Annotated in this window: 22 protein-coding genes; 13 read left to right on the forward strand and 9 right to left on the reverse strand. The window is 41.3% G+C overall.

The window, feature by feature from the left end; translation table 11 throughout:
* Positions 1 to 89 precede the first annotated feature (89 nt).
* From ACM0OT_RS05015 to ACM0OT_RS05035, 5 genes are all read left to right on the forward strand, one after another.
* Positions 90 to 1,238, forward strand: coding sequence for an AI-2E family transporter (locus tag ACM0OT_RS05015; protein ID WP_414563246.1), 1,149 nt, complete (start codon positions 90 to 92; stop codon positions 1,236 to 1,238).
* Between the two features lie 332 nt (positions 1,239 to 1,570).
* Positions 1,571 to 2,542: a GDP-mannose 4,6-dehydratase gene (locus tag ACM0OT_RS05020; RefSeq protein WP_414563248.1), complete on the forward strand. Its 972-nt coding sequence runs from the start codon at positions 1,571 to 1,573 to the stop codon at positions 2,540 to 2,542.
* Positions 2,543 to 2,550: 8 nt separating this feature from the next.
* A complete protein-coding gene (locus ACM0OT_RS05025) occupies positions 2,551 to 3,711 on the forward strand; it encodes a glycosyltransferase family 4 protein (RefSeq protein ID WP_414563250.1) in 1,161 nt (386 codons plus the stop codon).
* Positions 3,711 to 4,814: a glycosyltransferase family 4 protein gene (locus tag ACM0OT_RS05030; protein ID WP_414563252.1), complete on the forward strand. Its 1,104-nt coding sequence runs from the start codon at positions 3,711 to 3,713 to the stop codon at positions 4,812 to 4,814. Before ACM0OT_RS05025 ends, ACM0OT_RS05030 begins: the two co-directional genes overlap by 1 nt.
* Before the next feature lie 46 nt (positions 4,815 to 4,860).
* A complete protein-coding gene (locus ACM0OT_RS05035) occupies positions 4,861 to 5,448 on the forward strand; it encodes a Uma2 family endonuclease (RefSeq protein WP_414563420.1) in 588 nt (195 codons plus the stop codon).
* 61 nt (positions 5,449 to 5,509) lie between these two features.
* On the opposite strand, the gene pyk is transcribed toward ACM0OT_RS05035, so the two are convergent.
* Positions 5,510 to 7,279 (reverse strand): pyruvate kinase, encoded by a 1,770-nt coding sequence (gene pyk, locus ACM0OT_RS05040; protein ID WP_414563254.1) that lies wholly within the window; start codon positions 7,277 to 7,279, stop codon positions 5,510 to 5,512.
* 442 nt (positions 7,280 to 7,721) lie between these two features.
* On the opposite strand from pyk, the gene crtR reads away from it, so the two are divergent.
* Positions 7,722 to 8,612, forward strand: a complete 891-nt coding sequence (crtR, locus tag ACM0OT_RS05045; RefSeq protein ID WP_414563255.1) for a beta-carotene hydroxylase — start codon at positions 7,722 to 7,724, stop codon at positions 8,610 to 8,612.
* Positions 8,613 to 8,621: 9 nt separating this feature from the next.
* Here crtR and urtE read toward each other — a convergent pair whose 3' ends face one another.
* The 7 genes from urtE to ACM0OT_RS05080 all read right to left on the reverse strand — a co-directional run bounded on the left by urtE (position 8,622) and on the right by ACM0OT_RS05080 (position 15,505).
* Positions 8,622 to 9,320 carry an urea ABC transporter ATP-binding subunit UrtE gene (gene urtE, locus ACM0OT_RS05050; protein ID WP_414563257.1) on the reverse strand — a complete coding sequence of 233 codons (699 nt, stop codon included), beginning with the start codon at positions 9,318 to 9,320 and terminating at the stop codon, positions 8,622 to 8,624.
* Positions 9,321 to 9,400: 80 nt separating this feature from the next.
* Complete coding sequence (urtD, locus tag ACM0OT_RS05055; RefSeq protein WP_414563259.1) at positions 9,401 to 10,144, reverse strand: urea ABC transporter ATP-binding protein UrtD; 744 nt, start codon at positions 10,142 to 10,144, stop codon at positions 9,401 to 9,403.
* Positions 10,119 to 11,240 carry an urea ABC transporter permease subunit UrtC gene (gene urtC / locus ACM0OT_RS05060; RefSeq protein WP_414563260.1) on the reverse strand — a complete coding sequence of 374 codons (1,122 nt, stop codon included), beginning with the start codon at positions 11,238 to 11,240 and terminating at the stop codon, positions 10,119 to 10,121. The genes urtD and urtC overlap by 26 nt, the downstream gene beginning before the upstream one ends.
* Before the next feature lie 27 nt (positions 11,241 to 11,267).
* Positions 11,268 to 12,422 (reverse strand): urea ABC transporter permease subunit UrtB, encoded by a 1,155-nt coding sequence (gene urtB / locus ACM0OT_RS05065; protein ID WP_414563262.1) that lies wholly within the window; start codon positions 12,420 to 12,422, stop codon positions 11,268 to 11,270.
* A 71-nt stretch (positions 12,423 to 12,493) separates the two neighbouring features.
* Entirely contained in the window at positions 12,494 to 13,798 is a 1,305-nt protein-coding gene (gene urtA, locus ACM0OT_RS05070; protein WP_414563264.1) for an urea ABC transporter substrate-binding protein, read from the reverse strand.
* A 352-nt stretch (positions 13,799 to 14,150) separates the two neighbouring features.
* On the reverse strand, positions 14,151 to 15,002 hold the full coding sequence (locus ACM0OT_RS05075) for a cyanophycinase (RefSeq protein ID WP_414563266.1): 852 nt from the start codon (positions 15,000 to 15,002) through the stop codon (positions 14,151 to 14,153).
* Positions 15,003 to 15,301: 299 nt separating this feature from the next.
* Positions 15,302 to 15,505: a hypothetical protein gene (locus ACM0OT_RS05080; protein ID WP_414563268.1), complete on the reverse strand. Its 204-nt coding sequence runs from the start codon at positions 15,503 to 15,505 to the stop codon at positions 15,302 to 15,304.
* A 316-nt stretch (positions 15,506 to 15,821) separates the two neighbouring features.
* Here ACM0OT_RS05080 and ACM0OT_RS05085 point away from each other — a divergent pair, with 316 nt between their 5' ends.
* Complete coding sequence (locus ACM0OT_RS05085) at positions 15,822 to 17,732, forward strand: cyanophycin synthetase (protein ID WP_414563270.1); 1,911 nt, start codon at positions 15,822 to 15,824, stop codon at positions 17,730 to 17,732.
* A 199-nt stretch (positions 17,733 to 17,931) separates the two neighbouring features.
* On the opposite strand, the gene ACM0OT_RS05090 is transcribed toward ACM0OT_RS05085, so the two are convergent.
* Positions 17,932 to 18,774, reverse strand: a complete 843-nt coding sequence (locus ACM0OT_RS05090) for a prohibitin family protein (protein WP_414563272.1) — start codon at positions 18,772 to 18,774, stop codon at positions 17,932 to 17,934.
* A gap of 163 nt (positions 18,775 to 18,937) precedes the next feature.
* Here ACM0OT_RS05090 and nfi point away from each other — a divergent pair, with 163 nt between their 5' ends.
* The 6 genes from nfi to ACM0OT_RS05120 all read left to right on the forward strand — a co-directional run bounded on the left by nfi (position 18,938) and on the right by ACM0OT_RS05120 (position 24,695).
* Positions 18,938 to 19,612 (forward strand): deoxyribonuclease V, encoded by a 675-nt coding sequence (gene nfi, locus ACM0OT_RS05095; RefSeq protein ID WP_414563273.1) that lies wholly within the window; start codon positions 18,938 to 18,940, stop codon positions 19,610 to 19,612.
* 122 nt (positions 19,613 to 19,734) lie between these two features.
* On the forward strand, positions 19,735 to 20,307 hold the full coding sequence (locus tag ACM0OT_RS05100) for an FHA domain-containing protein (protein ID WP_414563275.1): 573 nt from the start codon (positions 19,735 to 19,737) through the stop codon (positions 20,305 to 20,307).
* Between the two features lie 13 nt (positions 20,308 to 20,320).
* Positions 20,321 to 22,282 carry an FHA domain-containing protein gene (locus ACM0OT_RS05105; RefSeq protein ID WP_414563276.1) on the forward strand — a complete coding sequence of 654 codons (1,962 nt, stop codon included), beginning with the start codon at positions 20,321 to 20,323 and terminating at the stop codon, positions 22,280 to 22,282.
* A 229-nt stretch (positions 22,283 to 22,511) separates the two neighbouring features.
* Positions 22,512 to 23,399 (forward strand): lysostaphin resistance A-like protein, encoded by an 888-nt coding sequence (locus tag ACM0OT_RS05110; RefSeq protein ID WP_414563278.1) that lies wholly within the window; start codon positions 22,512 to 22,514, stop codon positions 23,397 to 23,399.
* 88 nt (positions 23,400 to 23,487) lie between these two features.
* Positions 23,488 to 24,222 (forward strand): GDSL-type esterase/lipase family protein, encoded by a 735-nt coding sequence (locus ACM0OT_RS05115; protein WP_414563279.1) that lies wholly within the window; start codon positions 23,488 to 23,490, stop codon positions 24,220 to 24,222.
* Positions 24,223 to 24,254: 32 nt separating this feature from the next.
* Positions 24,255 to 24,695 carry a hypothetical protein gene (locus tag ACM0OT_RS05120; RefSeq protein ID WP_414563280.1) on the forward strand — a complete coding sequence of 147 codons (441 nt, stop codon included), beginning with the start codon at positions 24,255 to 24,257 and terminating at the stop codon, positions 24,693 to 24,695.
* Positions 24,696 to 25,021: the final 326 nt, after the last annotated feature.

A 25,021-nucleotide genomic window follows, 5' to 3' on the forward strand; every position in this document is an offset into this window, starting at 1 on the left:
GGAGTAGGGAGTGGGGAGTAGGGTGCAGGTTTTTTTCCTCATCTTCCTCATCTTCCCAATCCCCATTGCCCAGTACTCAATCCCTTCATATGTCTGAAAAGCGTCAAGCTATTTCCTTATCTGATTTGTTGCTAATTCTTGCCACCTTATTTTTGGTAATTATCCTGTGGCAATTACGGAGTTTATTAGTAACTTTAATGATTGCGGTAGTGTTGGCAGCTGCGATCGCACCCCTGGTCAACGCAGCCGAAAAATTACGGATTCCTCGTTGGCTGGGCGTAATTGTGGTGTACATTAGCTTAATTGCCGGATTAATTGGTGCAGGTTTGATTATTGGCCCATCTGTTTCTGAGCAAATTCAGCGATTAGCCAGTAGATTGCCGATTTATTTAGATAATTTGTGGATAGCGGCGGAAAACTTAGCTTTGCGAATGGGAATTACTCAAGTAGAGTCAATAGAGCAATTCTTTGATATTCAATCGCTGACTAATTGGTTATTTCGTTCTAGTCAGCAGCTAGTTGTGCGTTCTTTCGGCTTTACTCGCGGCTTTATTGGCGGGGTAGTTAACCTGGTTTTAGCTTTGGTGATGTCCGCCTATATGGTGGCTGGGAGTAAAAACTTAATTCAAGGTTTAGTCAGACTATTTCCCCAACCTTGGGATGAACGCCTAGCCGCCCAAGTAACACCCATTTCCCGCCGCATGGGAGGTTACATTCAAGGTCGAGTATTGGTTTCGGCTATTTTAGGTGTTGTGATTACAGTGGGTTTACGGATTTTAGGATTATCAGAGTTTGCCTTAGCGTTGGGCGTAATTGCTGGTTTTACGAATTTAATTCCCTTTGTCGGCCCAGTATTAGGTGCAGTCCCGGCTTTAATTGTGGCTATTCCTCAAGGTGGATTGACTTTTTTGTGGGTATTGCTGTTATTTGTCTTGATTCAGAACTTGGAAACTTATGTGCTTGACCCGTTATTAGTCGGTTCTTCAGTACGAGTTCGTCCGTTGTATCAACTTTTAGCTGTGCTAGGAGGAACACAAGTTTTAGGAATTATCGGCGCTGTGATTGTCCCGCCTTGGGTAGCTGGTGTAGCAGTCTTGTTAGAAAATCTTTATTTGCAACCCAAGTTATTGGCTGAAGGAAAAACCACTATCTACGAAATTCCTATAAATGCCGACAACCAATCCTTGTCAGATTCGGGTAAACTGTCGGCTGGTGTCTCTAAATTGCCAGAAAATTAACTCTGACTTTTGTAGAAATACGGAAAAAACTAGGACTTATACTCAACACAGAAGTAGAGTTTGAAGTTATTGGAGACGTTGTTTATTTAAGAAAAGTTAAAGATAATTTCACTTCTGCTCAAAATCTAGTAGAAAGGATGCGAGGTAAAGCAACAGTAAAAATGACTACCAATATCGCCAAAAAGGGGAACTAGAAGATCACCTTTAACAGACTTCTATATTGGCGCTCATGGTGCGATCGCGGACATGATGCTTTTGGTTAGTAATCGCTACCGCCCTTATGCTCCCACATTAGAACTCGTAGCCCCAAAATATTCAATATTAAATAGCCGATGACACAAAAAAAAGCCCTAATCACCGGACTAACCGGACAAGATGGTTCTTATCTTGCTGAACTTCTTTTAACAAAAGGTTACCAAGTATACGGATTAGTCCGTCGTTCTAGCACCAGTAACCTAGAACGTATTAGTCACCTTTCCGGTATTCAAATTGTCCCCGGTGACTTGCTAGATCAATGTTCCTTAATGGACGTAATTGCAGACTCGCAACCTGATGAAATCTATAACCTCGCGTCTCAAAGCTACGTCCCCCTATCTTGGACTCAACCAGCCCTCACCGCCGAATACACAGCCCTTGGTGTTTCCCGTCTTTTAGAATCAATCCGTCGCTGCAAACCGGATGCTAAATTTTACCAAGCCTCTAGTAGTGAAGTTTTTGGTCAACCTGACGAATCACCACAAACTGAACGCACCGCCTTTCGTCCACGTAACCCCTATGGTGTTGCTAAAGCTTACGCCCACTGGATGACTGTCAACTATCGCCAAAAGTATAATCTTTACGGTTGCTGCGGTATTACCTACACTCACGAATCTCCCCGACGTGGTATAGAATTTGTCTTTCGCAAAATTACCCACGCAGCCGCCCAAATCAAACTCGGTTTGGCAAATGAATTAAAATTAGGTAATTTAGATGCTCGTCGTGATTGGTGCTACGCCAAAGATGCTGTTTATGCTATGTGGATGATGTTGCAGCAAGAGCAACCAGATGATTACATTATTGCTAGTGGCGAAACTCACTCGGTCAAAGAACTTGTGGAGTGTGCTTTCAACTGTGTTGGTCTAAATTGGCAAGATTATGTTTTAGTAGACCCGGCATTTTACCGTCCTGATGAACCAGTACAGTTAGTTGGTTCTATTGATAAAATTAAAACTGATTTAGGTTGGCAACCTCAACATTCTTTTGAGCAAATGGTTGAATTAATGGTTGATTATGACCTCAAGAAATTAAGCAACGCTGGAACTTAAACTTGCTGATGTTAAAAATTGTAGTTGATGCCACCCCCATAGATCCAAAACCAAGTGGGGTTGGCTTTTATGTTGCTAACTTAATATATGCCCTCGATGCACTACAAACAGATGAAAACTTTCAGTTAGGAATCGTCTATCAACCAGGCTTAAAAAATTGGTTGCAAAGAAACTTGAGTTTTCCTGATTCTTTAAAACAGTATTCTCATAAACATGTCCTACCTCTACCTGTAAGAATATCAGATTTATTATTAGCTTTATCTTGGCAACCTAGTTTATCTTATTTTGAAAAATATTTAGGTTCACCAAATATATTACATGGGACTAATTATTCAGTTTATCCTTGTAATCATAGCTTGAAGGTGATGAATATATATGACTTGACTTTTATTAAATATCCTCACTATATAGATTCAGTTGTCAAAACTTATACAGAAAGAGTCAAGCGCTGTCTACAATGGACCGATTTAGTGTTAACAATTTCCGAAAGCTCTAAAAAAGATATTGTTGAATATTTGCAAGTAGAACCAGAAAAAATATATGTTACTCCTCTAGCTAGTCGTTACCATGTAGATGATTTATCTACAAAAACATGGGAAAAACTAGAATATCAAAGTAATTTTAATTTTACTAAACCATATTTACTTTTTGTCAGCACCATAGAACCTCGGAAAAATATTAATTCTATTATTACAGCCTTTAATTTCTTAAAACAAAAATATAACATTGAGCATGATTTAATATTGATTGGTAAAAAAGGATGGAATTACGAACTGATATTTACAGCTATAGAAAATTCGCCTTGGAAAAAGCAAATTCATCATCTTGACTACTTACCTAATGAATTAGTCGCATTATTTTACTCAAAAGCTGATGTTTTTGTTTATCCTTCTCATTATGAAGGCTTCGGTCTACCTGTACTAGAAGCAATGACTTTAGGCGCACCAGTTGTTACAGCGAATACATCGTCAATTCCAGAAGTGACAGGCGATGCAGCCATACTAATTGACCCCAATGACCCCATGCAATTAGCTGAGGCGATTTTGCAAGTAATTAGTGATGCTCATTTACGTCAAGATTTGATTAATAAAGGCAGAGAAAGAGCAAAATTATTTTCCTGGTCAAGAACGGCAAAAGAAACATTAAAGGCTTATAGAAGTATTATTTAATGAAAATATCAAATGATTTTGACTCTCATCAATTAATTATTAACTTATCCATTCTCTTATCACAACCAACAGGCATCAGTAACTATGCCAACAATATTTTTCCTTATTTAAAATCTCTTGAACCTACTTTATTAACAGCGCAAAATAGCTCTGGATTTAAATGCTATCCAGTCCCCAATAATCTAACTCCGGCTCAAGGTACAAAAGGACATTTACGGCGCTTAATTTGGACACAGTTGCAACTACCACAAATCTACAAACAACTGAAATCCCGGCTGTTATTTTCGCCTCTACCGGAAGCGCCTCTTAATAGTAACTGCCGTTTTGTTGTCATGTCTCACGACTTAATACCATTACGCTTTCCTAAACGCTTTTCGCCGTTAATACCATACCACCGCTACTATATTCCCCAAGTCTTGGAACAAGCGCAACACATTGTCTGCAATTCCCAAGCCACAGCGCAAGACATCATCGACTTTTACCAAATTCCCGCTAGCAAAATTACCCCCATTCTCCTAGCTTACGATCGCCTGCATTTTCGCCCCTTTAAAGAAAAATGGTCACATAGCCAGCGTTATTTTCTCTACGTGGGCCGACATGACCCTTATAAGAACCTACATCGGCTAATTGCAGCTTTTGCTAGACTCTCAAATCATGATGAATACCAACTATGGTTAGCAGGCCCCATTGATCCGCGTCATACACCAGCTTTACAGACACAGGTGGCAGAATTGGGGATAACTCATCAAGTGAAGTTCCTTAATTATGTACCTTACAGCGAATTGCCCAAAATTATTTATGGTGCGATCGCTCTAGTTTTTCCTAGTCTGTGGGAAGGCTTTGGTTTCCCGGTTCTCGAAGCAATGGCTTGTGGAACACCAGTAATTACTTCTAATGTTTCTTCTCTTCCCGAAGTGGCTGGTGATGCAGCAATTTTAATTAATCCCCATAACACCGCAGAAATTACCGACGCTATGCAGATGATAGCTGGAGATTTAGAGCTGCGATCGCACCTTTCCACCCAAGGTATAAATCGAGCAAAACAATTTAGTTGGGAAAAAACCGGACTAGCTACCGCCGAAGTTTTATCACGCTATTTATGAATGTTAGGCTAAAGTTATCTTCCTCATGCCTTCACTAATAAATTCTATGGTTGTGCAAACTCCCCCCCGCCAATATTCTATAGAAGAATACCTTGCACATGAAGAAGCTGCCGAGTATCGCAGCGAATACCGAAATGGGGAAATTGTACCAATGGCTGGAGGCTCAATTAATCACAACCGAATTATCCGCAACCTGAGTAGACTTCTAGAATTAAGCTTGCAAGAACAGCCTTATGAAGTATTCTTGAGCGACCTCCGCCTATGGATTCCTCGATACCGAGAATACACATATCCTGATATTCTCATCATCAAAGATGAAGCCATCTTCCAAGAAGGACGCACAGACACAGTGCTAAATCCCAGCATTATTTTTGAGGTGCTTTCTAAATCTACTAGTAGTAGAGATAGAGGAGATAAATTTACTTATTACCGTTCCATTCCTGAATTTCAAGAATATATCTTAATTGACCAATATCAACTTCATGTTGAGCAATTCAGCAAAACTCCAGAAGGTAACTGGCTATTTAAAGAATCTGACGATGAAGATGGAATTTTAACCTTAGCTGCCGCCAACAGCCAAATTCCCCATCGCCAGATTTACGAGAAAGTAAAATTTGAAACCCAACCCCAATAACTACTTACTAAAACATCCATAATTACGTTCGCGCAGCGTTTCCGCTAGAAAATATTACGAATTACGGAGTTCCCACCGCCCCAGAGTAAACTAAACCCCGTTGCAGATCCAGCGTCAAAATTGCCCCATCACGAATTACTTTTGTTGCTGTTTTCACACCCACAATCACGGGTACACCGAGACGCAACGCAATAACCGCCGCGTGACTTGTAAGACTTTCATCTTCAGTAATAATCCCGCCAGCTTTACGAATCGCCTCGACAAAATCGGCATCAGTGCGGGGTGCTACTAAAATTTCACCAGGGTGAAAATTACTCACATCCATGCCAGTGTGAGCCACTCTAGCACGACCACTTACTGAACCTTGCCCCAAACCAATACCCTGACCGAGTACGGCTGTCACTACTTCAACCTTCACCAAATCCGTGGAACCAGAGACACCTTGGAGTGTACCGGCGGTCATGACTACCAAATCACCCTCGAACAAAAAGTTATGCTCTTGAGCCACATTGATAGCAGCTTGAAATGTCTGTCCAGTAGAAGGTAGCCCTAGCACCAACAACGGCTTTACTCCCCAGACCATCTGTAACTGGCGGGCCACATTCACATGGGGTGTCACCGCCAAAATAGGTGTGTGGGGACGGAACTTAGAAACATTACGAGCTGTTGCCCCTGTTTGTGTCAGAGTCATAATTGCTGCTGCGCCCAGTTGTTCCGCAATTTGCCCGACGGCTTGACTAATGGCATTAGGAATAGAACGTCTATCATCTCTGTGTGGGCGTACTGCTGGATGATCTACTTCTTCTTGTTCCATGCGTTCGGCAATTCGTGCCATTGTCGCCACTGCTTCCACCGGGTAGTTACCCACAGCCGTTTCATTAGAAAGCATCACGGCATCTGTGCCATCTAAAATTGCGTTGGCTACGTCTGACACTTCTGCACGAGTGGGACGAGGATTGCTCACCATGCTGTCTAGCATCTGGGTAGCGGTGATGATAGGAATCCCCATGCGGTTTGCTGTGGCAATTAGCCGCTTTTGCAGTACAGGGACATCCTCAGCAGGTAGTTCCACACCCAAGTCACCTCTAGCAACCATCACGCCATCACATAAAGCCAGAACTTCTTCCATTTGTTCAATGGCTTCATGCTTTTCAATTTTGGCAATGACTGGTACCTGTTTGCCGGTGCTAGAAATTAGCTCTTTAATTTCGATCATGTCCTGGGGGTTGCGGACAAAGGAAAGTGCTACCCAGTCTACGCCTTGATCTAGACCAAACATCAGATCCTCTCGGTCTTTGTCGGTCATGGCTTTAATCGACAGGTAAACACCGGGAAAGTTGACACCCTTGTTATTAGATAACTTACCTGGTACCGTGACGCGGCAATGTAAATCGCCTTTATCACGGTTAATTTCCTCCACCACCATTTCTACTCGCCCATCGTCGAGGAGGATTTTGGCACCTACTGGGACTTCATCAGCCAAATAATCGTAGGTTACACAGCTAATTTCTTGTGACCCGATAACTGGGCGATTTGTCAAGGTGAAGCGATCGCCTTTCGCTAAAACTATAGACCCATTTTCAAACCGACCCAAGCGAATTTTTGGCCCTTGCAAATCTTGGAGAATTGCCACTGGCTGATTTAGTTCAAAGGCGGTTTGCCGAATTAAGCGAATACTACGCTGATGGTCGGCATGAGTACCGTGGGAGAAGTTTAGCCGCAGTGTCGTTGCACCCGCTTCAATAATTGCCTTAAGGGTTTCTGGGCTGCTAGTAGCGGGACCAATCGTAGCAACAATTTTTGTTCGGCGTAGAGAATCTCTTAATTGCATAGGGGCTGGTTCTAATGGGCTATCTCTTTCTAAAGAGTCATACTAAATTAAGGGGCATTACAGTTTCAGTCACTGCTATATCCATTACAAGAAAGGCAGCGGACGAATGTGGCTGTGGGAGTAACTTTGATCCGAAATAATTTATTTTCTCTCCTTCATCACTCCCAGGAGTTGTGGGATAGAGTAAATATCGTACACCAATCTTGGTTTCATCCCCCCTCAGGGAGATTTTTTTAAATTAACTCTTTGGTAGCTGGTTGGTAGCTGGGTGGCACACCCTACGGCTCAGTAAAAACTTAGCTCTCGTCTGGAATCATAGCGCTATTCATCTACCAATCAGCAAGAATGAAAATAAATCTTGCTAAACAAAAGCTTACAAAAGTTTATTATTCCCTCATCTTTATCGTATATTCGTAATGATTAATGAAGTAAGGAGTTAAGAATGCTCACATTGGAGGCACAGAAGTCACTGAAAGTCCCGCCGAAGGAATTTTTAGCGCCTCCTGGTGATTTCAATCCCACAATGGTGCTGTTTTTGTCAGCGGTAGCCATGCTGGTGTTTTCTAATTGTGGTTACTGGCTATGGCAATGGCCCGACTGGCTGTGCTTTAGCATCAACACTTTGGCTTTGCATTGTTCTGGTACAGTGATTCATGATGCTTGTCATCAATCTGCCCATCGTAACCGCATGATTAATGCCATGTTAGGTCATGGCAGCGCTTTGATTTTAGCTTTTGCCTTTCCCGTGTTTACGCGGGTACATTTACAGCATCATTCCCATGTGAACCACCCAAAAGATGATCCAGATCATTATGTGTCTACAGGTGGGCCGTTATGGTTGATTGCTGTACGTTTTTTGTACCATGAAGTATTTTTCTTTCAGCGGCAACTTTGGCGTAAATATGAATTACTCGAATGGTTCATCAGCCGCTTAATTGTGATTTCTATTGTTTATATTTCCGTTCAATATCACTTTTTAGGCTATGTTCTCAATTTTTGGTTTATCCCAGCGTTTTTGGTGGGGATAACCTTGGGATTATTTTTTGATTATTTACCACATCGTCCTTTTGTGGAGCGCGATCGCTGGAAAAATGCCCGCGTTTATCCTGGTAAACTGCTGAATATCCTGATTTTGGGACAGAATTACCATTTAATACATCATTTGTGGCCTTCTATTCCTTGGTATAATTACCAGCCTGCTTACTATATGATGAAGCCACTGTTAGATGAAAAGGGAAGTCCTCAAACATCTGGTTTATTAAATAAAAAAGACTTTTTTGAATTTGTTTATGACATTTTTTTAGGAATAAGATTTCACCGTCATGAAGAATAATCGTTACCACTAAACAGCCAAGAACTTTTGAATCACATCCTGGCTGAGTTCGTCAGTGGAACCAGAGGCGACAATACCACCTTTTTGCATAGCGTAATAGTAATCGGCTTGACGGACAAAGTGTAAATGTTGTTCTACTAATAAAACAGAAATACCTGTGGTTTCGACAATGCGACGCACTGCGGCTTCAATTTCCAAGATGATTGAGGGTTGAATACCTTCGGTGGGTTCATCTAAGACGAGTAATTGGGGTTGTCCCATTAAAGCACGGGCGATCGCTAGTTGTTGTTGTTGTCCTCCACTTAAATCGCCACCTCTACGGGACAACATTGTTTTGAGGACGGGAAATAAATCAAAAATTTCTGGGGGAATTTCTGGTTTTTTGCTGGGTTTGCGTCTGGCTTCTAAGCCTAGTAGTAGGTTTTCTTTGACTGATAAACGGGGGATGATTTCTCTTCCTTGGGGAACATAACCAATTCCCATTTTTGCCCTTTGGTCGGGAGTTTTTTTGTTAATTAATTCGCCAGCTAGGTTAATTGTGCCACTACGAGGGGAGAGTAAGCCCATGATTGTTTTGAGTAGGGTGGTTTTACCTACGCCGTTGCGTCCAATTAGGCAGATCATTTGTCCTGGTGGAACGCTTAAGTCTACGTTTCGCAGAATATGGCTTTCACCGTAGTAGACGTTGAGGTTGGCAATTTTTAGCATTATCGTTGTGTGGAATGGTGGTTGATTTACTCACGCAGAGACGCAAAGGCGCAGAGAGTTAAAAAGAGATTTTTTTTCATCTATTCCTGTTGTCCTAGATATACTTCGATGACGCGGGGGTCGTTTTGGATTTCGGAAAAGTTGCCTTCACACAGTACTGAACCTTCATGGAGGACTGTGACTTGGCGGGCAATTTGGCGGACAAATTCCATGTCGTGTTCTATTACTAAAATTGAATGATTTTGGGCTAGTGTTAGTAGGAGTTCGCCGATGTTGTAGGTTTCTTCGTCTGTTAATCCGGCTACTGGTTCATCTACTAGTAGTAGGTCGGGGGACTGGGCGACTAACATACCAATTTCCAATCTCTGCTTTTCGCCGTGGGATAGTAAGGCTGCGGGGATGTCTGCTTTGGGTGTTAAGCCGACTGTTTCTAATAATCCTTTAATATTATTTTTTTCGGCAGGTTGAGAAGCTTTAAATAAAGTTGAAAAAACGTTTTTATGGCGGTTGCTGGTAATTTCTAAATTTTCCCGGGGAGTTAAGTTTAAGTAAATCCTGGGTGTTTGGAATTTTCGCCCAATTCCTAACCGGGCAATTTGATGTTCTGATAAGGAACGTAGATTTTTGCCTTTGAATAAAACTCTGCCAACTGTTGGTTGTACTTTGCCTGTAATCACATCCAAAAATGTGGTTTTGCCTGCACCGTTGGGGCCAATTACTACCCGCAATTCTCCCACATCCATGCTGAAGTTAAGTTGGTTTATCGCTTTAAAACCATCAAAGCTGACAGTGACGTTTTCAGTTTCTAAAATTTTGGCTTTCATGTTGCACTTCGGGATCTTCTTCCAAGGTGGGATATGTGGCAATTTGTTGACGGCGGTGGAAAAAAGACATTTTTTGACTTTGCAACCATCCCATGATGCCGTCAGGTAGGACTGTCACAACAATTAAAAAGAGTGCGCCCTGGAAAAATAACCAGATTTCGGCAAATTGTTCGCTTAAAAAGGTGCGGGCGTAATTGACTAATAAAGTGCCGACAATTGCCCCAGTTAATGTAGCGCGTCCCCCCACTGCTACCCAAATTACCATTTCAATAGAAAAAGCAATGTCCATTGATCTGGGTGATACAGAACCACTTTGGAGGGTATAAAATGCCCCTGCAACACCTGCGATCGCACCGGAAACTGCAAACACCAAAACCTTAAACTCTGTAGGGTTATAACCGGAAAATCTCACTCGGCTTTCATCATCACGAATGGCTATTAATAATCTGCCAAAGCGTCCACTTGTTAACCAGCGACAAATTCCGTAGGTGGCGGCGAGAAATACTACTGTCAAACTGTAAAAAATGAATTGCGTATTACTATCATTAATATCTGCTGCTAACAAAGTTCTAAAACTTGTAAGTCCGTTTGTACCGTTGAAGAGTTGTTGTTGACCGTTAAAAAAGTTGAAAAATATAATCACTGCGGCTTGAGTGAGTATGGAAAAGTACACACCTTTGATGCGATTGCGAAATACTAAATAACCCAATAATCCTGCAAATAAACCGGGAATCACCACCACAGCAACCGTCGCTACAGGAAACGAATAAAAAGGTTGCCAAAACCAAGGTAGTTCCGTAACACCGTACAACCCCATAAAATCAGGTAATTCACCAGAGGGAACTTGCAGTTTCAGGTACATAGCGATCGCATACCCACCCAAACCAAAGAAAATCCCATGTCCCAAACTCAACAATCCGGTGTAACCCCAAATCAAATCCAGACCCAAAGCCACAATAGCCAGCGATAAAAACCGCCCCAACAAATTCAAGCGAAACTCTGACAGCACAAATGGCATCATCAAAATCAGGATCAGTGCGATCGCCACCACCACCCCAACCTCAATTAAAATTAACCATCCTCCTTTCTTCCTCATTCTCTGCGTCCTCTGTGTCTCCGTGGTTCAAACATCAACAGTACGACCCTTCTGAGGAAAAATCCCCCCAGGCTTCCACTGTAAAAACGCGATAATTAGTGCAAACACCATCACCTTTGCCATACTAGTTGTCGCAAAGAAATTGAAAACATCTGCTAAAGGCTGAATCGGAGACAACAAAAAAGCCAGAGTCCCAGAACCAATTAAAAAATTCGCCGTACCAATTCCTAAAGCCGCGACAATAGTACCTGCCAAATTACCCACACCACCGACAACCACTACCATAAAGGTATCGATAATGTAATTTTGTCCAGTATTTGGCCCTACCGAACCGAGTAAACTAATGGCGCAACCAGCTACACCAGCTAACCCCGAACCCAGAGCAAAAGTGATAGCATCAACTTTTTGAGTAGGGATTCCTAAACAAGCACTCATACTCCGATTTTGGGTTACAGCACGAATCCTTAAGCCCCAATTAGAACGCTGTAAAAATAAATAAATTCCGGCGACACAAATTATTGTCAAAGCAATAATAAATAACCGAGCAAACGGCAATTGAACCCCACCCAAAGATAGCCCCTCTTGCAACCAAGTAGGAGCCGTGACATCTACATTTTGAGCGCCAAACCAAGGTTGAGTTAGTGTTTGTTGTGTGCCTAATAAATTTCCCGTAGTGATTGTTATCCCTAGAGATAAAAATAATATTATTGCTATAACCCAATTACGCACCCTCCCCAAATTTGGGCGAGAATTTAAAATCCGTAAACCTCCAAAAAATAATAAACAAAATACAGCAATCCCAATTACCAACAACCAATTTACACTGCGGACAAACTGTTGAAAAATTAAACTCACACCCCAAGTGGCTAATAAAGTTTCTAAAGGTCGCCCATAGAGATAACGAATTACACCTCTTTCTAAAATCAACCCCACTACAGCAGTGAATAGAAAAGCAATAATCAAAGCTAAAAATATATAAAATTCAAACCACACTCCGCCGAACTGTTTGCAAACATTTTGCACCACAAAAGTTGCATAAGCACCAAACATCATCAATTCACCATGCGCCATATTAATGACGCCCATCAACCCAAAAATAATGGCTAGTCCCAAGGCAGCAATTAACAATACTGACCCAATACTAATCCCATTAAATACCGCTTCCAAAAACCCTATCAACACCTATTAATCCCCCACAAATATGCATTCAAACCAGTAACTCGTAATCCTAATTACGAATTACGAATTACGAATTAAACCTGTTTATACCTACCACCTTTAGCTGGATCTGACCAATCACAACTAAATCCCTTAGTTTCATTCACAAATTGATTCCAAGGAACAGGCTCAACTGGTGCAGGAGTAGCGTAGACAATATCAAATAAACCATCTCCTCGGACTTGACCAATTCTCACAATTTTAGAAATGTGATGATTAGCGCCCATCGTCACTTTACCTTCCGGCGCATCTATCGTTTGACCGTAGGCCGCAGCGCGCACCTTATCTAAATCAGTTGTCCCGGCTTTTTCTACTGCTTGTTTCCACAAATAGACTGCAATGTATCCTGCTTCCATTGGGTCATTAATTACCCGCTCTGCACCATACTCGTTTTTGAAAGCTTCTACAAACTTTTTGTTAGCAGGTGTGTCTACTGTTTGAAAGTAGTTCCAAGCAGCATAATGACCTTGGAGATACTCAACACCAATAGCTTTAACTTCTTCTTCTGCAATACTTACCGACATCGAAGGATATTTATCTGGTGTTAATCCAGCACCCCGCAATTGTTTGAAAAATGCAACATTACTATCACCATTGAGGGTGTTGTAAATTACGCCGCCATTGGGTAAATTTTGCCGAATTTTGGAAATAATTGGTGTAACTTCGACGTTACCTAATGGTAAATAATCCTCCCCAACTGTTTTACCACCTAATGCCTCTAGTTGAGCTTTAATAATGGTGTTAGCAGTGCGGGGAAAAACATAATCGGAACCAACTAAAAAGAATTCTTTGCCTTTATTTTTTAACATCCAGTCAACAGATGGTTCAATTTGTTGATTTGGCGCCGCACCAGTATAGAAAATGTTTTTAGAACATTCTTGACCTTCATACTGTACTGGATACCAGAGCATATGATCTTTGCTCTCAAATACTGGCTTCACATTCTTGCGACTAGCAGAAGTCCAACAACCAAAAATGACAGCAGTCTGATCTTGATCAATTAACTTGGTAGCTTTTTCTCTAAAGGTATCCCAGTTAGAAGCGCCATCTTCAGTAATCGCTTCAATTTGTTTACCTAAGACACCACCAGCCGTGTTAATTTCTTTAATTGCTAATCTTTCAGCATCAACAACACTTCTTTCACTAATGGCCATTGTGCCGCTGAGGGAGTGCAAAATGCCTACTTTGATAGTGTCACCAGCTGTGGCGGTTGTAGAAGCACCCCCTGGACTGTTTATGGCGGTTGGGGTGTCATTTGTACAAGCCTTTAACAAAATGCTGCTACCGATAGTTGCAGAACTGTAAATTAAAAACTTGCGTCTGTTAATTTTTCTACTCATATCTTGATAAATTTGTGTTTGTATGAATCAGCCAAATCATCAAAGGCTGACAAGATTAATCTTTAAGTTGTGATATTAGTGCGATATTTTACTATTAAAAAGTTATCTGTTATACAAAATTTGGTATTGCATCATAAAAAGTTAATCTTTACTTAATGCTGAGATGGTATGACAGTCAAAAAAGACCTATAAAAATACAAGGGTGCGTTATGTATACTAGTTCTACCGCACCAAAAATCTGGGATAGTGCGTTAGTCTAAAGCATAAAACACCCTAAAAAAGTAAGTTTCTTAGATTATGTAGAGCCTTGTGGGTATAGCTGGGTTAGTGCGTAACAAGCCTTGGGCGGCTACTACGAATTACTGACAGCTAGTGGTGGGGCGATATTCGCCATAGGATTTTGATCGAGAATTGGCTGGCGGGTTTTGAGATCGAATTTATAGCCGTGGGGTAATATATGCAGTTTCGCTCCAAAAATCGCCAATGGCTCATCTTTCAAAATCTCATCCATATTGTTATGTGTAGATTCTGATTCATCGACAATTGTGACTGAACCTTCTCCAATGATTTCTACTTGGTGGTCAGTCACTACCATAGCGGTATTCTCATCAATGCCAAATCCTAACACAGCAGGTTCTTGGATTAATGCTGCCATTAAGCGTCCTATGCGTCCACGCTGAGAAAAATGCTGATCGATAACTACTCCTGGAAGAAACCCCAAACCTGGCCCCATTTCTACGACTTCAATTCTGGCGTTGGTCTGGGAATCACCTTCTACAATCATTTTATCTGGCATTACCGCAGCACCTGCACTAGTCCCGGCAATAACTACCCCTTCAGAGAAGCGTTTGTGAATAGCTGTATCTATTTCTGTATCTTTGAGAATACTGGTGATTCTAGATTGGTCTCCTCCAGTAAAAAATATCCCTGTAGCTTGAGCGATCGCCTGTAAAGCTGTAGATGATGATGCATCCTCACGGGTTTCTGTGTCAATGATGCGAGCTTCTTCGGCTCCTAGTCCTTCGAATACTCTAATGTAGTTCTCTCCGACATCTCTTGGTAGCTCTGTAGCCGCAGTCATAATTACAATCTTCGACTTGATACCTCCTGAGCGCCGTACAAAATCCCGCAAAATCACGCAATCTTTTTCTTTATCTTCAGCTCCCCCAATAATTACTAGCTGTCTTTTGCTTGTATCGTCCATGATTTTGACTCCTGATATCAGTTAATTAATATAACTAAAGCATGACAATTAGATCCGTAAAATCATCCATTTGGCAGATACAATCGAGTCTGTAAGATGGAAAGATTTATTAAGTAGTTTTTGTTGATAAATAAACTACTTTTTGTTAGCCAAAATTCGATAAATAAAGAATAAAATTCCTGAAAATGAAGATGGTGCATTGTCTAGCAATACACCCTGTCATTATCGGTCAATTTATTTTTGTCCTTACCTTAAGGACTGGCTTGAATGCATAAAGTTATGACTTATTTAAGGGAAGTTTAACTAATACCTTTTCTGTACAGCAAGTTCATTAAGAAAAAACGTGCTTGCTCTAGTGAGATATGTCTAGGTTTACCCTGATAGACAATTTGGTATTCATCAATATTTGGCCCATCTCCATGACCAGAAATTAGCTTAAGGTGGAAGGCTTCCTCAGCTAGTTGACGAACTTCATCCCTAAGAGTGGCCTGTGTGCTATTCATGACTGAATTTTTTTTTATAAACCTAATTTTCAATAGTTTATTTATTTAGTCAGCAGATTTCACCCTCCAAAGGATATATTTTTTAGTGATTTATGACTATTGCCAGATAGATATTTATAAATTTATGAGTTAGAGTAGCTCTTGGTAAATTGGGTAGCGGTTGAAACCGCGTAGCCATAAAGTGTATGCTAGGTGAGTTATAGCTAAACTTTTAAATAAATTAATCGTTTGCATTAAATTAACTAACAATTTACAAGCCTAAAAAAATTGAGATTAAATTCTATAATCAGGGTGTTTAGCTAAAGGTTTATCATCAATGACGCAAGGAACAAGTAGTGTTTTAGTACGCGTTAATGCTAGAAAAAGTGATGTATTCGATATTTTCAATTTCAAGCATTACGTCGGGCCTAACCCTTATTTAGATACAGGGGCGCTGGTATTTGATTGGGCGCTAATTGAGAATAGAAAAACCCTACCCATTGAAGATTATATTTCCAGCATAGGCGATCGCTACCCGCATCTGAGCAAACAAACATACGCATCCCATGCCCATCTATTTGCTCAAGTAGTGTCAGAAGTGAGTAAGTTGGACATGAATTTACACTCTCACCGCTGGAGTATCAAGCCAGGTGCAAATTACTGGCGCATCAGTGTTCAATCGTTGCATGAACGCACCACTAGAGCAGTGGTTTACTTTGTCTGGGATTGGTTTGAAGCCATAACTCAAGATAAAGACTTTTTCTTTGATGAAGAATTATTGCGTCTTCAAAGGCAATTCCGCCAATCTGTTTACGGTGGCCCCACAGTTTACGCCTTATTGCGAACAGCCTACGAAAAAGGTATTCCCACTTTTTATCTGTGGGAAGAAGGACTAATGCAATATGGCTATGGTAAGAAACAAGTTCGTGGTGTAGCAACGACCTTTGAGTGTGATAGTCATTTAGATTCAGATTTCACCACCCGCAAAGATGATTGCAAAACCTTCTTGAAAACTTTGGGTTTACCAATCCCCAAAGGAGATATTGTCTGGTCAGAAAAGGAAGCCTTAGCAGTAGCCAGAGAAATTCGTTACCCAGTAGCAGTCAAGCCTGTAGTTGGTCACAAAGGAATTGGTGTAACGGCTGGTGTGCAAGATTCCAAAGAACTAGAATCAGCTTATGGTAGAGCATTAGCAGCAATTCCTGAAGACCAGCCAGCGCGGATAATCGTCGAAAAAAGCATTTCCGGCCAGGATTTTCGGTTGTTGTGTGTCAACGGTAGATTTGTAGCCGCCACCGAACGTCGTCCCGCATCAGTGGTTGGAGATGGTTACTTAACCATTCAAGAGTTAATCCGCGAAGAAAATCGCACATCAGCACGCTTAGATACACCCACTTCGCCCATGTCTAAAATACAGTGCGATGAGGCAATGGAACTGTACTTAGAAGAACAAGGTTTGTCATTAGACAGTGTAATTAAGAAAGGACGAACTGTTTATCTTCGCAAAGTTGCCAATCTTTCGGCGGGAGGAATTAGCATTGATGCTACTTCGATAATTCATGATGACAATATTATCTTGGCTCAAGATATTGCCCAACACTTCCGATTGACTTGTCTTGGCATTGATGTCATTGCTGAAAATCTGGCGGAATCTTGGAAATCTGGGAACTTTGCCATTATAGAAATCAACGCCGCACCGGGAATTTTGATGCATCTGAACCCTTGTGTGGGTGATAGTGTTGATGTGCCTTCCCATATTTTAGAAACCTTTTTTACATCGGGTATCAATACCAAAATTCCCATTATCACCTTTAACAAAATTTCAGTCGGAGAACTCCAAGAAACCATAGACCATATTCTGTCCCACCATCCTGACTGGACAATAGGCGCTGTTTGCCACGATGCAGTTTTCGTCAATCGGTCGCAAAAATCATTCCGCCAAGACTACAACAGCAATGTGCAAAATTTGCTACGTAATCCCCAGGTTGATTTGTTGATTGTGGAATACGATGACACCACTTTAGAAGAGCAGGGGATGTTTTACCAGAATAGCAACATGGTAGTTTTAGATAATCCCACAGAAACAGAAATGATGTTAATGCGGAATATGATTGATGGGTCTACAGTTGTGATTAAGAAAGATCACAACATTTCTATCCGTCGTCAGGGGTTGATTGAAGATTACACCTTAGGAGTAGACGAACCATTCACTCGAGTTTATCTCAAAGAAGTTGGGACGATTGAGTAAACACAGATTTTTGTGAGATATTAGAATTTACCCACTCGCTACGAAAATCAAGGCTTTGAGATTGCTTCCCTAGGGTCGCAATGATGAAAATACGTGGTTGGTTACGTAAGTCCTGGATATATTTAGTTGCATCAAAACCCTCTCTCAAATGTAGAAAGGGTTTGGTGCAAAATTATTCATGGGTAATCAATACTAAAAATTATTGTTTCTTCTCTCCACCTGCTAAACTACCAGGATTAATATTAATCAATGGGATTGAACTATTACCACCCATAACTGTGGGAAAACGTCCATCCCATTTTTCTATGGCTTGCTTTTGCAATAAATCTGGCGTTAAAGTTAGCCTCTGTAATCTTTGCGCTTCCGCTTGACCTTTAGCACGATTAACTTCTGCTTGAGCTTCTTGAGTTGCTTTTTGAGCAATAAATTCTGCCTGTTTAGCTTCTTGTTCAGCTATTTGTTTAGATTCAATGGCTCTACTAAACTCTGGCGAAAAAGCAAAATTTACTAAAGAAACATCATCTATAATAATGCCATAATTTGCTAAACGATTTTTCAGATGATTATCAATTTCTTGTTTTAATTCCGTCCTTTTAGTAATGACTTCTTCGGCTGTATTTTTAGCAGTAGCCGCTTTAAGAACTTCTGATACCGCAGGAGTAATAATACCATCAATAATTAATTTTTCATCTCCAACTTGTTGAAATATTTTATTTACCTTTAGCGGGTCAAGATGCCAATTTACTGCCAATTCTGTAGTTATTGTCTGGAGGTCTTTAGAAGCTGCATCAGATTTAAAAGTATTTTGCTGAACACGAACATTGAGTCTTTTAACTGATGTGACAATTGGCATAATAGGATGTAGTCCTTCATCTAATATCTTATCTTGAACCTTGCCAAACTGCATCACTACACCCCGTTCACCAGCATTAACAATGGCAAAAGGACGAATCATAAATGCCAGAATTAAGATAAATATGCCTCCAGCAATATAAAATCCATACTGAAGATTATTCTCAGTAGTACTGCTAATGTTACGCATATATTTTGCACCTAAATAAAATGATATTTTCGTTAATTATGGATACACAAACGAATCGCTATTTTCTAAAAGCTACAAAAATTTAAAAATTAATGTCATCGGTAGATACACAGTTACCAATCAAGATTGCGGAAAAATACAGCTTTTAATTCCCAGTTTAAATATGAAAATTCATCAACATCATACTTGGCCTCTCAACCTAGAGGAAGCTATAGCCATCCAAGAAAATTTGCGATATCAGGTAATTCCATTAGATCAACTTCCACAACCAGTTCAGTATGTTGCTGGTGTGGATATGGGTTTTGAGTCCAATGGCACTATTAGCCGTGCAGCAGTGGCGGTGCTGAGTTTTCCTGATTTGCAAGTCGTAGAGACGACGTTAGCGTACCGTCCGACTTCGTTTCCCTATATTCCCGGTTTCCTTTCATTTCGGGAAATCCCGGCAGTCCTCGATGCACTAGAAAAGATTAAAATCACACCAGATATTATTTTGTGTGATGGTCAAGGAATCGCCCATCCCCGCAGACTTGGCATCGCTAGCCATTTAGGGGTGATCTTAGATATGCCGACAATCGGTGTCGCAAAATCATTGTTAATTGGCAAGCATGAAGAATTGCCAGACATTAAAGGTAATTGGCAACCTCTGAAACATAGAGGTGAAATTATTGGCGCAGTTTTAAGAACACGTCAAGGAGTCAAGCCTGTATATGTCTCCATAGGGCATAAAATCAGTTTACCTACAGCAATTGACTATGTATTACGTTGCACACCAAAATATCGCCTACCAGAAACCACACGTGTTGCTGATAAATTGGCATCTGCGAGATCAAGCAAATAGTTTCCATATCATTTTGTTGAAGTTTGTCCTAAATACTTGCTTGCTCCTACTCAATCGTGTTAGGAATCGCACAGATAAAAATTGAAGTAATTAAATAAATACGAGTTACCCAAGTTAGAACAATGAATGCACTAACTTTACAGTGGCATGATGCAGGCCAAGATAAAATTCAAAACATTTATGAACAACAACCCAGTAAAAATCCTAGCACTGTCCGCATCGGTCGTGATCCACTGCGGTGTGACATTGTTCTGAGTAACCCGACTGTATCTGGTTTACATGTGGAAATATTTTTTCACCACCAGCAACAACGCTTTTATATCAGAAATTTGCGATCGCCTAATCCCCCCCTTGTGGATGGACAGCAATTAGTCCAGGGTGAAATGCCTTTACACGAAGGCAGTATTATCTATTTAGGTCAAGCGCAACTCCAAGTTACCAAAGTTGCTATCTCCCATATTCCGGCAACAATTTTGATACCGCCACAACCACAAGTAACCCACTCCCACCCCCAGCAATTACCCGTACAACCAAGACATCATCACCATCAACTAGTTCCCCCCCAAGGTGTTTATGGGCTAGAGTGTCCCAAATGTCACAAAGTTTCCCCAGCAGAGAATCTGCAAATTGGCTGTCCTTGGTGTGGGACATCTTTAGCTGCCGCAGCTAGTGTGTTGGTAGCACCTAATCATTAGAAAGATGGAGAAGATGACTAATCCACAAATTCAATTAAGTTGGGAAGATCCAGCTACAGGGGAAAGGCGAGAACCAAGGTTGAGTGTGCCTATAGCTTTTGGTCGTGAATTTGCCCGGTTACCTGTTGAATTTCAGGGACAGCGTGTGGCTAGGATGCTGCTTAATAGTAATGAAGTATCTCGCTATCATGCCCTAATTGATTGGGAACAAAATCAGCTAGTAGTCATTGACCAAGGCAGTGTTAATGGGGTGTTTGTCAATGGCCATAAACAAACGCGTAGTGTTTTAACTAATGGCGATACATTGCAAATTGGCCCCTACATGATGACGGTGATGGTTAATGTCAACGCCACCACCCAAGTTACCAGTCCGCCGTCAACGATTCAATTTAACCCTAATACCAATGTCCCTGACCCTGGCTTGCCACTTGTACAGCCGCTAACGCCCTTGGGAAGTAATTTTCCGCCACCTGCGTTTCAAGCAGAATATGTTGCGGTGCAAGCACTCCACGCGACCGGTTTACCAGTGGATGAATGCGATTATCTGGCCGTGGGGGCTGGGCTGGGGAGTTTCATTTGGGTCGATTTACTGAGGATTAGTGGTGTAGATGCCAGCAAAATTGTCGCGTTGGGATTAGAAGCAGAACCATATGCACGTTATAAGCGTCTATGTCTGAATTCGCAAATTCCCTTATATGAAAGATTGAGATCTAATTCCGATTCTTGTCCTGATAATATTTGGGGTTGGCCTAGTTATGCTTTGCGGGAAGCATGGCGTGACGTGACTCAAAGCAAGTTAAAATCAGCATTCCAGTATTTATGGCAAGTGTTCGCTGAACCAACTTTCGCAGAAACTTATACACCCCGCGCGGCTAATGTCTTTGATTCTATAGATAGGGAAGTGAAGCGCATTGGCTGGAATCAAATTTATCGTTATGGGCGAGTCAGGGCAATTCGTAAAACAGATGATGGCAGATATTGTGTAGCCTATTCTCGCGGGCCGGGAAATTATGCTTTTTTAGTTAGTCGTTATTTACATTTAGCTACTGGGTATCCAGCAATTCAGTTTCTCCCAGATTTGCAAGCTTATAGAGAAAAATATCAAGATTTTAAGTCAGTGGTGAATGCTTATGAAGCACACGACCACGTTTATCAGCAACTGGAACGACAAGGTGGAACAGTATTAATTCGAGGAAGGGGAATTGTGGCTTCGCGCATTGTCCAGCGAATTTATGAAGCGAGAAAACAAAATCGTCAAATTACAGTTTTGCATTTGATGCGATCGCCTAAACCCCAAGGCAACAAATTTCAAAAATCCCAGCGTTCCGTCAAAAATCATTACGAATTGCAGCCGTTTAACTGGCCGAAAGCTTGTTGGGGCGGGGAACTCCGCGTTATGTTAGAACAAGCGAATCCTGATGAACGCCAGCGTTTGCTAGCTGATTGGGGCGGTACTACTACTGCGGACCGTCACGATTGGCAGCGCATTACGGAACAAGGTTTAAGTGAAGGTTGGTATCAAATTACTTTCGGTGAAGTGATGGGTGTGGAACGGGATACTCAAAACCGCACTATCACCCATATCCAAGAAAAAGGCTTGGGAGAAATGAAATTAGCATCTGACTTCATTGTTGATGCTACCGGGCTTGATGCCAAGGTGGAAGCCAGCCCTTTACTTGAGGATCTTGTTAAACATTACAACTTGCCTCTGAATTATTTGGGACGCTTGGTTGTGGCTAATAATTTTGAATTACCAGAAATGCGGAATGGCAAAGGTCAAATGTATGCGGCTGGGGCAATTACTTTGGGTGGCCCTTATGCTGCTGTTGATAGTTTCCTTGGTTTGCAGTACTCCGCATTGGTTGCTGTTGATGGACTCGCCGCCGCCCATGCGCCTGGTGTTCGTCGTTTAAATACTGTCAGTTCTTTTGGGCAGTGGTGGAAGTGGGTATTAAATCACTCACCTAGTAAATAATTAGTTATGGCAGCCCACCATATACGCCACTGTAATGAGGAAAATTATGTAACTTCAGTCACAATCCCATATATAAATTATACTTTCACATTTTGGATATCCCCTATCGGTTGTTTTGTGGATTGATTATTATTAGTTAATTCTGATACTAATTAACAATAAAAATGTACTTAATATTGAGAAGGTAACCGCAAAGTACGTTCAGGAATAAAGGAATGCTTTTATATTTATGACACCTGATAATTTAGATCATCCATTCCGCAAGCTCAAGGTTCGTAATTTGTTCTTGCAGGGTTTACTTATATCGTTCATTCTCGGTATAGCATTAGGTTTTGGAATGGCGGCTAGTGGTATAACCTTGAACAATCAAGTTATGCCCCTAATTCTCTATATTTTAATTTTTGTGTTGCTTTGTTTGTGGATACTATCAGACTTTAATCGCTTAGGAATTAATCTTCAGTATGTTGTGGGCACTGTCCCTAAAAATTACAGATGGTTGCCTATTATCGGATTAGTTTTTTTATTAATTTTGTTTTCACTCAGTGCCTATTTAGTATCATTTTCTCTTTTATCATGGGTTGCCCCGAATTTCGTTGAAGAATTGATGCGTCAAGTTGCTAGTAATCCTACTCCGCAAAGTTCGGCACCTTTATTGAACAACGTACTTGCGGCGATCGCAACTGTCGTGGTCGCACCTATTGCTGAGGAATTTATTTTTCGGGGGGTAATATTACAGCGCTGGGCGGCTAAATGGGGTATACGCACCGCTTTGATTTCTTCATCTCTACTGTTTGGAATTTTACACGCCAATATCGTGGGATTATCTATGTTTGGCATCATGATGGGGGTGCTATACATCAAAACCCGCACGCTGATTGTGCCTATTGTCTGCCATGCGGTGAATAATTTACTAGCCGTGAGCATGGGCTTTTTTGCTAGTGAATCGCAAACTACCTCAGCCGTAAATAATTTAGAACAATTGCGTTCTAGTTGGTGGGTTGGGGTTGTGCTGATGCTGATATCCTTACCTTTGCTGATGCGTTTCCTCTCCCGGAATTGGCCCCGCAAGAATACAGCAATACCTTACTTAGTCAACGCTTCCCCAGCAAATATGTAAAGCTTGCATAATTTTAGAAAAGAAAGATACTCTTGAATGATGTAGAAATGTATAGAATCTTGTAAAGATATAAAATATATTCTGGAAAATGCAAACATTCGAGCTTTCTTCCTCAATGCAGTTATCTGTAGCACCAACCCAATGTCAGCCTTTAAAGATTATTGCACTGGGAGATAGCTTAGTTTACGGATTTGGAGACCCAGAAAGAGGCGGTTGGGTTGAACAACTGCGGCGGTGGTGGATGTTACCGGATAGCTCTGGACATGTACTATATAATCTGGGAGTCAGAGGCGATCGCACTCAACAAGTAGCACAAAGGCTAGAAGTAGAATTTCGCCATCGGGGTGAACTCCGCAATCGTGTCCCTGATTTAATTATTCTCTCCGTGGGCGTGAATGATTCAGCCCGATTAGCACGTCCCAACGGCAAAAATTATACAGATTTTTCGGTTTTTGAATCAGAAATTGCTGCTTTACTAGACCAAGCACAGCAACTATGTCCGGTGTTATTTGTGGGCATGGTACCAGTGGATCAGGCAAAAATGCCGTTTCTCGATTGTTTTTACTACAATCACAGCGACCAGTACCATTATAAGGAAGCGACTAAATTAGCTTGCCGTCAACACCAAATTCCCTATCTGGATATTTTCGATCAATGGATGGCACGTGGTGAAAGTTGGTGGACAAAACGCTTGAGTACAGATGGTTTGCATCCTAATACACTGGGCTATCAGGCTTTGTTAGAGGATGTCATCAGTTGGGAACCATTGAAAGCGTATCATGCTAAATTTGATGGACAGCTAAGAACATTCTCAAATCAGTAATCTTTTTTACATATCTACTTTTCTAATCTCAGATGACACCAACTTTATTTGGTCGCTGGCAAACGCGCTTATTACTATTGGTAACTGTGGGCGTTGTAGTATCTTTGCCCTTTGCAATGGGTATCATTGGCCCTGGTGCTAACTCAATTTATTTCTGGATACTTGCCTATGTTGCCATCTTTGGCTTAGGTTGGGATGTGCTGTATGACTATCTGCAAAAAGTTCGCTGGGATAGAGACTGGCCCGCAGCTTATCAAGTTTTAGCTGGCATTTGGGAATTATTGTTTATCTTTTGTGGGGTAAAACTTGTTGGATTCTTGCCCATACCCATACCAAAAGCAGAACTACCAATAGGAGCCTTTTTAGTACACTACAGCTGTGTTTGGTTAGCGGTTTTTATTTCTTCTCAAAGCCTGATGCGAATTATTTTTCCTCGTTGGCGTTTCCGAGGCGGAGAGTGGTTGAAATCTTAAAAAGAAGCGTGTAAACAAGCCCTTGGGGAATATGACCCCAATAAAAGCCCAGTCATCCCGGTTGAGTTTTTGAGTCTTGAGCGAACTGACAAAAGCCCTCCGGGCATCCAAAAAACAGCGCTTGCGCTATCGCCACCAAAGAGTAGAGCCAAAAATACTTTAAAAACCACCTAGTAAGAAACGTCTTCACTGAATTTCTTACTGTAATTGTCCCAACCCAGCGATATCAAAGCTTTTAGTAGGTGCGACCGCGCACTGTTCTTGCCCGGTCGGGGCTTCAACTTCCCATTAATTATAAAGCAGGTAGCTTGTAGCACATTAACCTA

This window comes from Anabaena sp. CCY 9613 (assembly GCF_963920895.1).
Lineage (GTDB): Bacteria > Cyanobacteriota > Cyanobacteriia > Cyanobacteriales > Nostocaceae > Cyanocohniella.